This is a genomic window from Testudinibacter sp. P27/CKL/0425 (genome assembly GCF_052931395.1).
Map to the genome: position 1 here is coordinate 2110708 of NZ_CM128801.1, position 16792 is coordinate 2127499.

The window sequence follows — 16792 nt, forward strand, 5'->3', positions numbered from 1 at the left end:
TCAAGTACAAGAAAATTTGCTGATTATACAATAAAACATCGCAGGTTTCTGTTTAAATTATTGCGTTTAATTATCTGGAGGAAAGATGAAAACATTAGGCGAATTTATCGTTGAAAAACAGGCGGACTATCCGAACGCCAAAGGGGAATTGAGCGGCATTCTTTCCTCGATCCGTCTGGTTGCGAAAATTATTCATCGCGACATTAATAAAGCCGGGCTGACCAATGATATTATCGGCAATTCCGGAGTCGAAAATGTGCAAGGCGAAAAACAAATGAAACTCGACGCCTTCGCCCATGAAAAAATGAAAGCCGCATTAATTGCGCGTGATGAAGTCGCCGGTTTCGGTTCGGAAGAAGAAGAAAATTTTGTCGCGTTTGATACCGAACGCGGGCGCAACGCAAAATATGTAATTCTGACCGATCCGCTTGACGGTTCGTCAAATATTGATGTGAATGTAGCGGTCGGTACGATTTTCTCGATTTACCGCCGCATCTCGCCGATCGGCAATGCCGTGACGCTGGAGGATTTCTTGCAGCCCGGACATAAACAAGTTGCCGCCGGTTATATCGTATACGGCTCTTCCACCATGCTGGTTTACACCACCGGCAATGGGGTGAACGGCTTTACTTATGATCCGTCCTTGGGGGTGTTTATTCTTTCGCACGAAAATATTCGCATTCCGCAAGACGGCACTTGCTATTCGATTAACGAAGGCAACTACCTCAAATTCCCGATGGGCGTGAAAAAATACCTGAAATATTGCCAAGAGGAAGACGACAGCAGCTGCCGCCCTTACACTTCGCGCTATATCGGATCGCTGGTGTCGGATTTCCACCGCAATATGCTGAAAGGCGGAATCTATATTTATCCGACCTCAACTCACTATCCGTTGGGCAAACTGCGGTTGCTGTATGAAGGCAACCCTATGGCATTTTTAGCGGAACAAGCGGGCGGCTTGGCGAGTGACGGCTACCACCGCATTCTTGATATTGTGCCGACCGAACTGCACCAACGCACACCGTTGTTTATCGGCTCAAAAAATATGGTGGAAAAAGCAACCCAATTTATGTCAGAATACCGAGATCAATAAAAGAGGTTTGATTCAAACACCGTAATTAAATCACAATGTAATGTGGCATATGGTATCGTATGTTCGTCGTTCTGCATTGTGATTATAAGTCGCGGCGCGCGGGTAAGGCATAATGAATGTAATAATAAAATACGGTTCAATTTTTGTGATTGTCACGTCGTTGATTATCGGCTCGACTTTATTCAACGCCAATGCCGAAAAAACAACTGAGGAATCCCAAGACATTGCGACTTATGCATCGCCGAATTCGCCGTTGCTAAACGAATTTAAATCCCGGGTCGACCTCGACGGCCCGGAATATTTTTTGACTACGGATCAGGAAAACACCAATTTGGTGTTGCGCTATAAAATCAACATCACCTCACAAAAGCCGATTCATTCGGTGGAATGGCTAGCAATTTATACCTACCAAGGACATATTATTTTCAATAAAGAATTTCAGGTGGTATTCAACTCCGGTATGGATCAAAATCAAAACCGTAGCGTCGATTTCGTGTTCCCGATTCATTCGATTTCCCGCCATAACCGCATTTTTTTCCTTTCGCCAAACCCGGAAATCGAAGCAGTAACCCTGCCGAAAAGCATTCAATATTTAGACGGCGGACGCTTGGAAGTGCCTTATTAAAACTTTTGGGGTGCAGATCAGGTGTACCGCACTTTTGTTGTATCAACCTGTGTAACAATTGTGTTTGAAAAATATTGCATAGCCTCCCTCTGCCCTTCAGGCATCTTTCTCCGCACGCGGAGGGAGAGAAAATCATTTATATGACTAATAATGAACAATAAAATCTCTTTCGCCCTCTCCGTTTACGGAGGGGCTGCCGAAGGCTGGGGGAGGGATAGCGTGTAATTTTAATCAGATCGTGTAGCATGGGCTTACAAGCCCACACGACATCAACTTCCCAACCAACGTTTGATTTAAACAAAAAACCGTCACCGGCAATCCGGTCACGGTTTTTTAGATGATGAAAATCGCAAATTATGCTGCGGTTTTGTCTTTGATCACCGTAGTTGACGCGTTGCGAGCAACAGAGGCGATGCCTTTTTTGGCGACGGCTTCTGAGCTGTAATACTGACTACGTCCGATTTCCTGATGATTTTTGGCTTTCAAAATAAAATACGGCTTATCATTTTTTGCCACTCGAATTTCATACGCGGTTTCATCTGCGCCGTTTTTTTGCACCGATGCAATACCATTTTCTGCCGCTGCGCGGGTTTTATATAACTCACTGGTTAAAATAACCTGACTGTTGGCCGCGATCAGATTGAACATGAACTGCCCGTCTTTTGCCACTTTTAATTCATACCACCCTTGTGCCATTGCTTTCTCCTTTTCTGTTGAACAACGCGATAATTTCGAAGGATAAAATCCTTCCGAAACACTCACATTAGAATAAGTTTTTTACACTAAATTTCAATCAGTTTTTAATCAAAAATCGGCTTTCATCACAAATGTTTCTTGCTGAAAGTGCGGTTCTTGCCTATCATGCCGTTCAATTTAATTCGTAATGAGAGAAGAACATGAGCCAGCAAACCTATATCACCGGCAAAGACGCTGCTTTGGAAGACAGTATTCAACGCTTTCAAGCCAAATTGACCCAACTGGGTTTCAACATTGAAGAAACCTCATGGCTGAATCCTGTGCCGAATGTCTGGTCGGTGCATATCCGTGATACCGACTGCCCGCAATGTTTCACCAACGGCAAAGGCGCAAGTCGCAAAGCCGCACTGGCTTCGGCATTGGGTGAATATTTTGAGCGGCTTTCCACCAACTATTTTTTTGCTGACTTTTTCCTCGGCAAGCAAATTGCCAACGGCGAATTTGTGCATTACCCGAATGAAAAATGGTTTGCAATTGATGATGAAGATCGTTTGCCGGAAGGGATTTTAGACGACTATTTGCATCAATATTACAACCCGAATCAAGAACTGACTCCGGAGCAATTGGTGGATCTGCAATCCGGCAACATTGAACGCGGCATTGTTGCGATGCCGTATGTGCGCCAGCGTGATCAACAAACGGTGTATATTCCGCAAAGCATTATCGCCAATTTATACGTTTCCAACGGCATGTCAGCGGGCAACAGTGAAAACGAAGCACGAGTACAAGGCTTGTCGGAAGTGTTTGAGCGCTATGTTAAAAATAAAATTATCGCCGAAGCTATCAGTTTGCCGGAAATTCCACGCAACGTAATGGATCGCTATCCGGAAATTCAAGAAGCGATTGCCACACTGGAAAAAGAGGGTTTCCCGATTTTAGCCTATGATGCGTCATTAGGCGGGAAATATCCGGTGATCTGTGTGATTTTGCTGAATCCGAATAACGGCACGTGCTTTGCCTCATTTGGCGCACACCCGAATTTTAAAGTGGCTTTAGAACGCACGGTAACAGAACTGCTGCAAGGGCGTAGCCTGAAAGATCTCGATGTGTTTACGCCGCCTTCGTTTGACAATGACGATGTTGCCGAACACGCCAACTTGGAAACCCATTTTATTGATTCCAGCGGTTTGATCTCGTGGGATCTGTTCAAACAGCAAAGTGATTATCCGTTTGTTGATTGGGATTTTTCCGGCAGCACCGAACAGGAATTTGCCAACCTGATGGCGATTTTCAATGCCGCTCAGAAAGAAGTCTATATCATGGATTACAACCATTTAGATGTTTATGCTTGTCGGATTATCGTGCCGGGGATGTCGGATATTTATCCGGCGGACGATCTGATCTATGCCAATAACAATATGGGCATGGAGTGGCGTGAAATTCTGCTCGATTTACCGCACTTTCACCACCAAAAAGCCGATTATCTTGAATTATTGGAACAGTTAGATCTGCAAGCGATTGATGATTACACCCGAGTGCGTGAATTTATCGGGGTTGTTGCGCCGCCGAAATCCGGTTGGCAAACCTTGCGCATCGGCGAACTGAAATCCATGCTTTATCTGGCTTGCGGCGATTTGGAAAACGCTTTGGAATGGGCGACGTGGACGATTGACACCACCTCATCGGTGTTCACGCAGGAGCGCAATAACTACTACCGCTGCTTGGTGCAGTCGTTGGAGTTATTTATCGACAATAGCCGTGATCCGCAACAATATCGTGCGGTGTTCGAGCGTCTATACGGTCAAAGTGCGGTTGAAGCCTGCTGGAATGCGATTAACGGCGGCAACCCTTTCTATGATTTGATCGCCGGCGATGAATCTCTAACAACATTTGCCGCACACCAAAAACTGTTGGCGGCTTACGACAAGCTGCAAAAAGCCAAGCTGCAAAAAGGGTAAAGTGCGGTATTAGTGGGCGTAAGTCTCGCTTTTCACACACCGCCCTGTGTATCAGGGCGGAGTTATCGCATCACGAAGCAGCTTGAATCGCCGACATAATCCGTTTATCGGAAATCGGGTACGCGGTGCCCAATTGTTGCGCAAACAGGCTCACGCGCAGCTCTTCAATCATATAGCGGATCGCTAAAATCTCATCGCTGATCGGCTGGGATTTCGGCAATTTTGCCAGCAGTTGTTGATACGCTTCACTGACTTTTTCCACCCGCAGCATATTGGCGCGATCACGGTTCACATCTTGCACCAGTTTGTCGATCCGCTTGTCGATTGCTTGCAAATAGCGCAACAGATCGGGCAGACGCTGATAGCCGTTTTGCTGCACAAAGCCCGCATGAATCAGCTGTGCCATTTGGCTTTTAATATCCGACAGCGCAAACGCCATGGTGAAGTCCATTTTGCCTTTCAGCCGTTTATTGATTTCAAACGCTTGGGTTAAAATTCGCTCCATCTGCTGCGCAATATCCACCGTGATCTCATTTAACTGCTCATGCACATGATCACGCAGCCGTTGAAAATCCGCTTCTTCCCACACCACGCCGCCAAAATCGGCGATCAGTTTGTCCACCGCACAGGCAATGCAGTCATCAATCAGATCCAACACGCGCCCAAACGGGGTGAAATACAGCCCGAGCTTAGATTTATTCGGCAGCTTTTCATGCAGGTATTTAATCGGCGACGGCACATTCAGCAGCAGCAAACGGCGCAAACCTTGTTGCATCGCACGCTGCTGTTCAAATTCGGTTTCAAACAGTTTAATCCCGACCGATTGCTGTTCGTCCACCAGTGCAGGATACGCCTTAACGCTATAACCCCGTTTCTTCTGCTGGTAAAAGTGCGGTAGGCTGTCGAAATTCCAAATGTGAATGCCACTCTGTTCAATGCCGTCATCCGCCACCGCCGACAAACTCTGCTGCACCTGATCTTTCAACTCAAATTTGAGCTGATCCAGATCGGTGCTTTCCCGCAGTTTACGTCCGTTGTCGTCAATCACCCGAAAAGTGATCTTCAAGTGCGGTTCAAGCTGCTCACTGTTCCACAGTTCAGGATCGACCGTTACGCCCGTCATGCGGCGCAATTCATATTGCAGGCTCTCTAGCAACGGTTTTACCAGCGGCTCGGCTCTGCCTAAAAAGGCTTCGGCATAGTTCGGCGCGGGCACAAAATTGCGCCGCATCGCTTTCGGCAATGATTTAATCAGGGCGATTACCAGCTCACGCCGCAGCCCCGGAATTTGCCAATCGAACCCTTGCGGTTCAACTTGGTTCAGCAACGACAACGGAATATGCACCGTGACGCCATCGGCTTCACTGCCGGGTTCAAATTGGTAGCTGAGTTTTAATTTTAAATTGCCTTGCTGCCAAAAATTCGGGAAATCCAAATGGCTGACTTTCTGTGCGTCGTCATTGGTTAAAAACGATTTTTCAAAATTCAATAATTCTGGATTTTTAGCTTGTGCGGTTTTCCACCAGCTGTCGAAATGCTTTTGCGACACCACCTCTTGCCCGACACGCTGATCGTAAAACTCGAACAATTGGCGTTCATCAATTAAAATATCACGCCGACGGCTTTTGTGTTCCAGCTCCTCAATTTCACGAATCAGTTTCAGGTTTTGGTAGAAGAACTTGTGTTTAGTATTCCAATTGCCCTCCACCAGTGCCGCTTGAATAAAGATCTCACGGCTCTCTTGCGGATCAATTCTGCCGTAATTCACTGGACGTGCCGCCACAATCGGAATGCCGTATAACACCACTTTTTCATTGGCGATCACCGCGCCTTTGGCTTTTTCCCAGTGCGGTTCAGAATAGCTGGATTTGGTGAGATGCCCTGCCAGCGGTTCGATCCATTCCGGCTCGATCTTCGCCAACATGCGCCCCCACAGTTTAGAGGTTTCAACCAGTTCAGCAGCGATCAGCCATTTTGGATTTTTCTTAAACAGCACCGAATTGGGAAACGGCGAAAAATGGGCGTTGCGTGCGCCTAAATATTGCTGTTTTTCCGCTTCCTTCAACCCGATATGCGATAACAAGCCGCTTAATAACGCACGGTGAATCGCCACATAATCGGCAGGTTCGGAATTGAGGTGCAGCCCCATTTCACGCACGCTTAAGCGCAGTTGGTGGTAAATATCCTGCCATTCCCGAATCCGCAAATAGTTTAAATACTCGGTTTTGCATAAACGGCGGAATTGGTTGTTGCTCAAGGCTTTTTGCTGCTGTTGCAGGTATTCCCACAGGTTGGTAAATGCCAAAAAGTCGGACTGTTCATCGGCAAAACGGCGATGTTTTTCATCGGCGGCTTGCTGTTTTTCTTGCGGCCGTTCACGCGGATCTTGAATCGACAACGCTGCGACGATAATCATCACTTCTCGCAAGCAACCAAACGCCGCCGCCGTTAACACCATTTTTGCCAAACGGGGATCAACCGGCAAATTCGCCAGTTGTCTGCCTTCAGGGGTGAGCTTGCGCTGCTCGCCTTGTTTGCTTTTCACCAGCGTGAACGCTTGCAACTCATCCAGCAACTTGATGCCGTCTTGAATATAACGGCGGTCGGGTGCATCAACAAACGGGAAGGATTCAATATCGTCCAAGCCAAGTGCGGTCATTTGCAAAATCACCGAGGCTAAATTGGTGCGCAAAATTTCTGGGTCGGTAAATTCTGGGCGTGCGTTAAAATCGTCCTCAGAATACAACCGAATGCAGATCCCCTCCGAAACCCGTCCGCAGCGCCCTTTACGCTGATTTGCCGACGCTTGTGAGATCGCTTCAATCGGTAAACGTTGCACTTTAGTGCGGTAGCTATAACGTGAAATCCGTGCCGTACCGGGGTCAATCACATATTTAATCCCGGGCACGGTAAGCGAGGTTTCCGCCACGTTGGTGGCAAGCACAATCCGATTCAGCCCGCTCGGTTGAAAAATGCGGTTTTGTTCCTGTGCCGACAAACGGGCGTAGAGCGGTAAAATTTCGCTGTGTTTCAACCCGCCACGTGCTTGTTGTTTTTGCAGCGCATCGGCGGTATCGCGAATTTCCCGTTCACCGCTTAAAAACACCAAAATATCGCCACGTCCTTCCGCTTGCAGCTCGTCAACCGCGGTTAAAATCGCTTGAATTTGGTCTTGATCCTGTTCTTCGCTCAACGGGCGATAGCGCACTTCCACCGGAAAGGTGCGCCCTGAAACTTCAATAATCGGGGCATGGTTAAAATGTTGGGAAAAGCGTTCCACATCAATGGTTGCAGAAGTGATGATCAGCTTCAGATCAGGGCGCTTCGGCAATAATTGCTTCAGATAACCAAGAATAAAATCGTTATTCAGGCTGCGTTCGTGGGCTTCGTCAATAATCAAGGTGTCGTATTGATTCAGATAACGGTCGGTTTGAATTTCCGCCAGTAAGATCCCGTCGGTCATCAATTTAATCCGACTGTCTTCACTCACCTGATCGCTAAACCGCACTTTATAACCGACCACTCCGCCCAATTCGCTTTTCAGCTCTTCGGCAATCCGTGCCGCCACCGAACGAGCGGCAATCCGCCGTGGCTGGGTGTGCCCGATCATGCCTTTCGTGCCAAGCCCCAACTCCAAACACATTTTCGGCAATTGGGTGGTTTTGCCCGAGCCCGTTTCCCCTGCAATCACCACCACTTGATGTTCGGCAATGGTTTTCAGAATTTCCGCTTTGCGTTGACTCACCGGCAAGTTGTCAGGAAATTCAATGGCAAGTGCGGTTTGACGCTGTGCCAACCGCACTTTAGCCTGCGCAATCGCCTGTTCAATCTCCGCCACCACTGCCGCTTGTGCGCTTTCCTGTTTAATCGCCGACAAGCCGTAGATCCGCCCTGATAAGCGGCGTTTATCCACCAGCATCACGTTGTCTAAATGGGACAATAGCGTTTTCTGGATCGGTGATAACGGCGCGAGTTGGCGCTTAACGTGCGGTTTGTTGTGTTTATTTTTCTGCATGGGTTCTCGTTTAATCGGTGTTTCAGACTAGCGATTTGCGCCTGAAAATAAGGTTGTTATTTTAAAGAGAGATGGGAGGATTGTACAGGGTTGACGGTGTTGGTTGTTATTGCGTGTTTGGTTAATCGCGATCGGGTTTCGCCGATGGCGACTAATTTTGTGCCCAAATGTAGCAACGGTGTTTGCTACAATAAAATACGTTCAAAAAACATCATTAACTCATTTTGCTATCTAACCAACGCTGCTGCAAATGATCTAAAGTGCGGTTTGCGTCGAGCCAGCGGCTGCTGGCTTGTAGGCTGTTCCAATCCACGGTTTTACGTTTAAATAAACGACTCAACCGCACTTGGCTCTGTTGGCTGGCGGTGTGTTGCAGATTATCCAGCACCTGAATCACGCCTTCACGTTCGTTGCATAGTAACAGCAACTCACAGCCTGCGTTAAGCGACGCTTGGCTGCGTTCAACAAAATCGCCCATAAAACCGGCGCCTTTCATGCCTAAATCATCGGAAAAAATCGCACCGTCAAACTGCAATTGTTGGCGCAATACCTGTTGTAACCAATAGCTCGATCCACTTGCCGGTTGGTTGTCGCATTGGCGATAAATCACATGTGCCGGCATCATCGCTTGTAATTTATCGGCTTGGATCAGTTGGGCGAAAGGTTGAATATCCTGCGCAAAAATCACCTCTTTCGGGCGATCATCAATCGGCGTTTCCAGATGTGAATCGGCGAGAACGTGTCCGTGTCCGGGAAAATGCTTGCCGGTTGCCGCCATGCCCATTTGTGCCATACCGTCAATAAACGCACCGGCTAAACGGGTGATTAACCGCACTTCATCGCCAAAACTGCGATCGCCGATCGCTTTGCTTTGATGCCCCAAATCCAGCACCGGCGCAAAACTCAAATCAATATCCAATGCGGTCATTTCCGCCGCCATTAACCAGCCCGCATCTTGCGCCAATTGCTGCTGACGCTGCGGATCGCTTTCCATTGCGGCAAACGCCTGCATTGCAGGCAAACGGCTGAAGCCGTCGCGAAAACGTTGCACTCGCCCGCCCTCTTGATCGACCGTGATCAGCAGCGGTTTTTTCACTCGCTGACGCACGGATTGGATCAAGGCTTGTAGCTGGCGACGATCATGAAAATTGCGGCTGAACAAAATCAGCCCGGCAACCAGCGGGTGCTGTAATAATTCAATTTCTTCCGCTTGCAACTCATATGATTGCAAGTCGATTAAAAGCGTGGACATCGGATTTTCCTGTTATGTTGATTATGTGTTGATCTCTTGTGGCGCAAAAATGTGCTGTTGCGCTTGCAACCACAAGCGGTTTAATAACTTGACCCACGGCAAATACAGCGCCACCGCGCGCCGAAACTCGGTTTTATTTTTCACCAGCGGATTATTTTGCAAATACGCTTGCAAGAAATAGGCTTGCTGCGCGCTATCCAATTCATTGTTGGCAAACATAAACGCCATTTCCAGCGCCGGTTCGGACCATGCGGCATATTCCCAATCCAGCAGTTTGAACGAACCGTCGGGCTGTAGCACAATATTTTGTCGGTGCAGATCATGGTGGGCGATCACCTGTAATTCGCTTTCAACAAACGGCGGCAGTTGGTCGAGTTGCACCAGCCATGCGCCATGTTGTTCCGGCGGTAATTGCTGCAGCAGCGAAAAGATCCGTTGGATCAAATCAATCGGCGGCAGAGGGCTGATTTCCGCCGAGTGTAGCGCGGAAAAATGGTGCAGTTGCTGCAAACAAGCAGCCAATTGTGCCAAGTGCGGTTCGTTCCACTCCGGCAATATTTCGCCTTCAAGCCACGGCTGTAGCATAAAATCCTCAGCTTGATAAAACACCGGCGGCACAAACGGCAACGGTTGCAAACTAAACAATAGATCGGCTTCAAATGCACGGTGGCTGCCGAGTCGCAACAAATCTTCATGTTGCAAACGCAGCACAAAACGCTGTTGGTTTTGCAGTAACACCGAATAGGAATAACCGCTGATTCCGTTCAAAGGCTGGCAGGAAACCACTTCCGAATGCCAAAAACCAGCGGCAAGAATGCGAGACAGTGACATGGGAGTTAAGGCGTTCCTTTAACATAAATACGGTAATTACTACTGTTCAAGGTCGGTTTTTCCAGCCCGATGGTTTCAGTCTGTTTCGGCTGCAATAGTAATTTCATCCATTGCGGCGATTGCGACCAGTCGCTAAGCTGGGTGACGCCGTCGTTATCGTACCAAGTGATTTGGTATTGCAATGCCAACAATTCACGGCTGAGATTGGTTAAGTTGACCTGTTGTGTGCCGGCTTTAATCTCGGTGAGCGGCGCAATTTCCGAATCCAGATTGACGATCGGCTGTTTGTCCGCCAGATAACGTGGCGGCGCGCTGGAACAGGCTGCCAGAATCAGGCTGGCGGTTAAAAGAGTGAGAAATCGTTTCATTATTTTTTCCTGCGTTATTTTGCCAACATCGCGCCCAGCTTTTTGCCGCCGAGTAAGTGCATATGCAAATGAAACACTTCTTGCCCGCCGTGTTGATTGCAGTTCACAATCAGACGGTAACCGTCATCGGCGATTCCTTGTTGCTGTGCGATTTTCGCCGCTACTACAAATAACCGCCCCAAGGCTTGCTCATCTTCCTGCGAGACATCATTCACGGTCGGGATCAATTGATTCGGAATAATCAAAATATGGGTCGGAGCTTGCGGGGAAATATCGCGAAATGCGGTGACCAGCTCATCTTGATACACAATATCTGCCGGAATTTCACGTCGAATAATTTTACTGAAAATGGTTTCTTGAGACATAATTTGCTCCTTTATAGCCAGATTTTTATTCAAAAATTTTTGTCTGATATTCTGGCAAGAATAATGAAGTTAGCGGGTTTTAGCAAGTTACGCGTTCGTTTGCAGTAACTGTATTTGCTATACGACTATAATATAAAATGAAATACCGCATAACCTCCCTCTGCCCTTCGGGCATCTCCCTCCGCAGGCGGAGGGAGGGAAAATCATATATATCAATAATAATTCTCTTTCGCCCTCTCCGTTCACGGAGGGGGCTGCCGAAGGCTGGGGGAGGGATAGAATGCTATTTTAATCGAGTCGCATAAGACTCCGTTACAACAAAAACTAAAAATCCCCTCACACCCCATTTTGGAATTATAACATTAACGCGTAAATTTGATCTTTTATGACTTTTTTAGTTAAAAAAGCGTACGAGATTTTTACACTACATTAACACCATTACAGCGCCGTAACAGCCCGATTTGATCTATATCACACTTTATGAGATAACATAAAACAGAGTCTTAAAATGATTTGTTTGTGTATCAGCAAAAAATTATAATGCTAAAAAAAAATAATAAATCTTAAAAAAATGTTTAGTTTCGAGGGCAAGTTTCAAAAATGAGCACAGATACAAATAATTCCTCCAATATGCTGAATCCGGCGCAGATCACCACCGTTGCCGTGAATGCGGGGGCGTATAAAGCACAAAAAAATCAGTTTCTTTCCTTTATGTCGGCAATTCCGGCGGGCGCATTTATTGCGATTGCTTTTGTGTTTTATGCCACCACCCAAACCGGCGCAAGCGATGTTGCCTGGGGTATGGCAAAATTTGTCGGTGGGATTGTGTTCTCGCTTGGGATTATTATGGTGATTGTGTGCGGCAATGAGTTGTTCACCTCCTCAACCATGACGATTTTAGCGCGAGTGGAAAAGAAAATTACCACTTACCAAATGCTGAGAAACTGGGTGGTGGTGTATGGCGGCAATTTTGTCGGCAGCTTATTTATTGTGGCATTGGTGTGGTTTGGCGGGCAAACCATGGCGGCAAACGGACAATGGGGCTTGGTGATTTTAAACACCGCACAACACAAAATTCATCACACTTGGATTGAAGCGTTCAGCTTGGGGATTTTCTGTAACATCATGGTGTGTATTGCGGTGTGGATGGCGTATTCCGGCAAAACCTTGACCGATAAAACACTGGCGGCGATTTTACCGATTTCGATGTTTGTCGCCTCCGGCTTTGAACACTGCGTGGCGAATATGTTTATGATTCCAATGGGAATCATCACTGCGCACTATAGCAGCCCTGAATTTTGGCAAGCCTTAGGCATTAACGCCGCACAGTATGCCGATTTAGATATGGCGCATTTTATTGTAAAGAATTTAATCCCGGTTACACTGGGGAATATCGTGGGTGGTGCGGTTTGTATCGCCTTAATGCAGTGGTTCTTGAATCGTCAGCACCACTAAAAACCGTTTTAACATATCGGCAGTCTTGGCTTGCAATGCAAGTGCGGTTCTGGCGAGTATTCATTTTTCATTTTGATAAATAAGGAATGTATTGATATGACACAATTAACTGAACTTCAACAACAAGCCTGGGCTGGATTTAAAGACGGCAATTGGCAGCAAAACGTCGATGTGCGTGATTTTATCCAATTAAACTACACCCCGTATGAAGGCGACGAAGCGTTCCTTGCCGGTGCAACCTCAGCCACCAGCACGTTATGGGACAAAGTCATGGAAGGGATCAAAGAAGAAAACCGCACGCATGAGCCATTGGATTTCGATACTGATCTACCGTCAACCATCACTTCTCACCCTGCCGGCTATATCCAACAAGATTTGGAAAAAATCGTTGGTTTGCAAACCGATAAACCGTTAAAACGTGCGATTATCCCATTCGGCGGCATTAAAATGGTTGAAGGCTCTTGCCAAGTTTATGGTCGTCAATTAGATCCGCAGGTGAAAAAAATCTTCACCGAATATCGCAAAACCCATAACCAAGGTGTGTTTGATGTTTACACTCCAGACATCCTGCGTTGCCGTAAATCCGGTATTCTGACCGGTTTGCCGGATGCGTACGGTCGTGGTCGTATCATTGGTGACTATCGCCGCGTTGCGCTATACGGTATTGACTTCCTGATGGCAGACAAATACAAACAATTCGGTTCATTGCAAGCTCGCTTAGAAAAAGGCGAAGATTTAGAAATGACCATCCAACTGCGTGAAGAAATTGCCGAGCAACACCGCGCACTGGGTCAAATTAAACAAATGGCAGCCAGCTATGGCTACGATATTTCAGGCCCGGCAACCAACGCACAAGAAGCGGTGCAATGGACTTACTTCGCTTACTTAGCGGCAGTGAAATCACAAAACGGTGCGGCAATGTCATTCGGTCGTGTTTCTTCATTCTTGGATATTTATATCGAACGTGATCTGAAAGCCGGTAAAATCACCGAAGAACAAGCGCAAGAATTGATCGACCATTTGGTGATGAAATTGCGTATGGTGCGTTTCCTGCGTACCCCTGAATACGATCAACTGTTCTCAGGCGATCCGATTTGGGCGACTGAATCTTTAGCCGGTATGGGTTTAGACGGTCGTACTTTGGTAACCAAAAACAGCTTCCGTTTCTTGAACACCCTGTACACCATGGGGCCATCTCCAGAACCGAACATGACTATCCTATGGTCTGAGCAATTACCGGACGGTTTCAAGCGTTATTGTGCCAAAGTTTCTATCGATACTTCATCTGTACAGTATGAAAACGATGACTTAATGCGCCCTGACTTCAACAACGATGACTACGCGATCGCTTGCTGCGTTAGCCCGATGATCGTCGGTAAACAAATGCAGTTCTTCGGCGCACGCGCCAACTTGGCGAAAACCATGCTGTATGCGATCAACGGCGGCGTGGACGAAAAACTTAAAATGCAAGTCGGTCCTAAATCCGAGCCAATCACCGCCGATGTGTTAGACTTTGACGATGTGATGACTCGCCTTGACAGTTTCATGGACTGGTTAGCAGTGCAATATGTCACTTCACTGAACATCATTCACTATATGCACGACAAATACAGCTACGAAGCGTCACTGATGGCATTGCATGATCGCGACGTTTACCGCACCATGGCATGTGGTATCGCCGGTCTGTCTGTTGCCGCCGACTCCTTGTCTGCAATTAAATACGCCAAAGTGAAACCAATCCGTGACGAAGACGGCATTGCGGTTGACTTTGAAATCGAAGGCGAATATCCGCAATTCGGTAACAACGACAGCCGTGTAGATGACATTGCCTGTGATTTGGTTGAACGTTTCATGAAGAAAATTCAGAAACTGAGAACCTACCGTAATGCAGTGCCGACCCAATCGGTATTGACTATCACCTCTAACGTGGTTTACGGCAAAAAAACCGGTAACACCCCTGACGGTCGTCGTGCCGGTGCGCCATTCGGACCGGGTGCGAACCCAATGCACGGTCGTGACCAAAAAGGTGCGGTTGCCTCTTTGACTTCGGTTGCTAAACTGCCATTTGCCTACGCCAAAGACGGGATTTCCTACACCTTCTCTATCGTGCCAAATGCGTTAGGTAAAGACTACGAAGCGCAAAAACGCAATCTTGCGGGCTTAATGGACGGTTACTTCCACCACGAAGCCACTATCGAAGGCGGTCAGCACTTGAACGTCAACGTAATGAACCGTGAAATGCTGTTAGACGCAATGGAAAATCCGGAAAAATATCCGCAATTAACCATTCGTGTTTCCGGTTACGCTGTGCGTTTCAACTCACTAACCAAAGAACAGCAAAAAGACGTGATTACGCGTACCTTTACTCAAAGTATGTAATTTTAGTCTAAACTGTTGCATAAGCCCTGCCATATCGGCGGGGCTTTTTTGCTCTGTTTTGATTGCATTCACTGATATTCAATGCCACAATGAAAACAATGAAAACAATGAAAACAATGAAAACAATGAAAACAATGAAAACAATGAAAACAATGAAAACAATGAAAACAATGAAAACAATGAAAACAATGAAAACAATGAAAACAAGGAAAGTAAGGAATTAAAGGAGCTTAATTATGGAACTTGCCAGAGTCACGTCTAAAGGACAAATTACTATTCCGATTGCCATTCGTAAACGGCTCGGCGTAAAAGAAGGTGATAAATTGCTATTTATCGAGCATAACGGCAAAATTGAAATTCTCAACTCTACCATGCTTGCAATCCAAGAGGCGCAACAAGCCTTTGAAGGCGAAGCTGAAAAAGCCGGATTTTCATCAGAAGACGATGTAACCGAATTTATTAAATTACTTCGGAAAGAAAAAACATGAGAGTCATGCTAGATACCAATGTGCTGCTTTCAGTTCTGCTGTTTCCTTCAGCAAGAATGAACCGCCTGATTGAGTCCGTTGCGCTTGAAAATACAATGGTGTTGTCCGCTTATGTATTAAACGAATTAAAGCAGGTTGCTGAACGGAAATTTCCCGATAAACTGGATGTGATTGATCGCCTGCTTTCCATTATCCGCTACGAACTGGTTTATACACCCAACACATTTTCTTTAGACCTATATATCAGAGATCAAAAAGATTATCCCGTTGTCGCAACCGCCATTCTTGAAAATGTAGATATCTTAATCACCGGCGATAAAGATTTCACAGATTTAAACAATCTTGAACTCGAAATTCTCACCCCTGCTCAATATCTTGAAAAATATACTTAACACGGTTTTACTGTCGCCAAGTGCGGTCATTTCAGGTAAAATTGACCGCACTTTTACTCTATTTTTTGGACGATTATGACGATTAAAGCGCGTATTCACTCTTTTGAATCTTGCGGCACGGTGGATGGGCCGGGGATTCGGTTTATCCTGTTTTTGCAAGGCTGCTTGATGCGGTGTAAATACTGCCATAACCGCGATACTTGGGATCTGGACGGCGGCAAAGAAATTACGGTTGACGAGCTAATGAAAGAGGTGGTGACTTATCGCCATTTTATGAACGCATCGGGCGGCGGAGTGACGGCGTCGGGCGGCGAAGCGATTCTACAAGCGGAGTTTGTGCGCGATTGGTTTCGCGCTTGTAAAGAACAAGGGATTCACACCTGTTTAGACACCAACGGCTTTGTGCGCCGTTATGACGAAGTGATCGACGAACTGTTAGACACCACCGATTTGGTGCTGTTAGATCTGAAACAGCTGGATGACACTATCCACCACAACCTGATCGGCGTGCCGAATAAACGGACTTTAGAATTCGCCCGCTACCTACAAAAGCGCAACCAACGCACTTGGATTCGTTATGTGGTGGTGCCGGGTTACACCGATGACGATCATTCGGTTACCCTACTGGGCGAATTTATCAAAGATATGCAAAATATCGAAAAAATCGAATTGCTGCCATACCACCGCTTAGGGCAACACAAATGGGAAGCGATGGGCGAAAAATACGAGCTTGAGGACGTGCTGCCGCCAAGCAAAGAAAAAATGGATCACATTCAAGCAATCCTTTCTCAGTATCACCACAACGTTATTTATTAATTCCTACATTAAACGGCAAAATAGTGAAATTATTTTGCCGTTTTTCGATCCCGATCACA

Annotated in this window: 14 protein-coding genes; 8 read left to right on the plus strand and 6 right to left on the minus strand. The window is 46.7% G+C overall.

The features are described 5' to 3' along the window. Nucleotides 1-85: 85 nt before the first annotated feature. A complete protein-coding gene (fbp, locus tag ACUHGC_RS10515; protein WP_446833255.1) occupies nucleotides 86-1093 on the plus strand; it encodes a class 1 fructose-bisphosphatase in 1008 nt (335 codons plus the stop codon). Nucleotides 1094-1205: 112 nt separating this feature from the next. Continuing rightward, nucleotides 1206-1718: a hypothetical protein gene (locus tag ACUHGC_RS10520; protein ID WP_446833256.1), complete on the plus strand. Its 513-nt coding sequence runs from the start codon at nucleotides 1206-1208 to the stop codon at nucleotides 1716-1718. 354 nt (nucleotides 1719-2072) lie between these two features. On the opposite strand, the gene ACUHGC_RS10525 is transcribed toward ACUHGC_RS10520, so the two are convergent. Further along, a complete protein-coding gene (locus tag ACUHGC_RS10525) occupies nucleotides 2073-2414 on the minus strand; it encodes a YegP family protein (RefSeq protein ID WP_446833257.1) in 342 nt (113 codons plus the stop codon). 200 nt (nucleotides 2415-2614) lie between these two features. Between ACUHGC_RS10525 and ycaO the strand changes: the two genes are divergently transcribed. Then, nucleotides 2615-4372, plus strand: a complete 1758-nt coding sequence (ycaO, locus tag ACUHGC_RS10530) for a 30S ribosomal protein S12 methylthiotransferase accessory factor YcaO (protein ID WP_446833258.1) — start codon at nucleotides 2615-2617, stop codon at nucleotides 4370-4372. 70 nt (nucleotides 4373-4442) lie between these two features. On the opposite strand, the gene hrpA is transcribed toward ycaO, so the two are convergent. The 5 genes from hrpA to hinT all read right to left on the minus strand — a co-directional run bounded on the left by hrpA (nucleotide 4443) and on the right by hinT (nucleotide 11203). Beyond that, nucleotides 4443-8387 carry an ATP-dependent RNA helicase HrpA gene (gene hrpA / locus ACUHGC_RS10535; protein WP_446833259.1) on the minus strand — a complete coding sequence of 1315 codons (3945 nt, stop codon included), beginning with the start codon at nucleotides 8385-8387 and terminating at the stop codon, nucleotides 4443-4445. Nucleotides 8388-8601: 214 nt separating this feature from the next. Further along, nucleotides 8602-9639, minus strand: coding sequence for a beta-N-acetylhexosaminidase (nagZ, locus tag ACUHGC_RS10540; protein WP_446833260.1), 1038 nt, complete (start codon nucleotides 9637-9639; stop codon nucleotides 8602-8604). A 21-nt stretch (nucleotides 9640-9660) separates the two neighbouring features. Next, nucleotides 9661-10470 carry a phosphotransferase gene (locus tag ACUHGC_RS10545; protein ID WP_446833261.1) on the minus strand — a complete coding sequence of 270 codons (810 nt, stop codon included), beginning with the start codon at nucleotides 10468-10470 and terminating at the stop codon, nucleotides 9661-9663. A 5-nt stretch (nucleotides 10471-10475) separates the two neighbouring features. Further along, complete coding sequence (locus ACUHGC_RS10550; protein WP_446833262.1) at nucleotides 10476-10838, minus strand: YcfL family protein; 363 nt, start codon at nucleotides 10836-10838, stop codon at nucleotides 10476-10478. 14 nt (nucleotides 10839-10852) lie between these two features. After that, nucleotides 10853-11203: a purine nucleoside phosphoramidase gene (hinT, locus tag ACUHGC_RS10555; protein WP_446833263.1), complete on the minus strand. Its 351-nt coding sequence runs from the start codon at nucleotides 11201-11203 to the stop codon at nucleotides 10853-10855. A gap of 630 nt (nucleotides 11204-11833) precedes the next feature. Between hinT and focA the strand changes: the two genes are divergently transcribed. The 5 genes from focA to pflA all read left to right on the plus strand — a co-directional run bounded on the left by focA (nucleotide 11834) and on the right by pflA (nucleotide 16733). Continuing rightward, a complete protein-coding gene (gene focA / locus ACUHGC_RS10560; RefSeq protein WP_446834891.1) occupies nucleotides 11834-12658 on the plus strand; it encodes a formate transporter FocA in 825 nt (274 codons plus the stop codon). 96 nt (nucleotides 12659-12754) lie between these two features. Further along, nucleotides 12755-15037: a formate C-acetyltransferase gene (gene pflB, locus ACUHGC_RS10565; RefSeq protein ID WP_446833264.1), complete on the plus strand. Its 2283-nt coding sequence runs from the start codon at nucleotides 12755-12757 to the stop codon at nucleotides 15035-15037. 236 nt (nucleotides 15038-15273) lie between these two features. After that, nucleotides 15274-15525, plus strand: a complete 252-nt coding sequence (locus ACUHGC_RS10570; RefSeq protein WP_446833265.1) for an AbrB/MazE/SpoVT family DNA-binding domain-containing protein — start codon at nucleotides 15274-15276, stop codon at nucleotides 15523-15525. A 5-nt stretch (nucleotides 15526-15530) separates the two neighbouring features. Beyond that, nucleotides 15531-15917, plus strand: coding sequence for a putative toxin-antitoxin system toxin component, PIN family (locus ACUHGC_RS10575; protein ID WP_446833266.1), 387 nt, complete (start codon nucleotides 15531-15533; stop codon nucleotides 15915-15917). Between the two features lie 75 nt (nucleotides 15918-15992). After that, nucleotides 15993-16733: a pyruvate formate lyase 1-activating protein gene (gene pflA / locus ACUHGC_RS10580; RefSeq protein WP_446833267.1), complete on the plus strand. Its 741-nt coding sequence runs from the start codon at nucleotides 15993-15995 to the stop codon at nucleotides 16731-16733. Nucleotides 16734-16792: the final 59 nt, after the last annotated feature.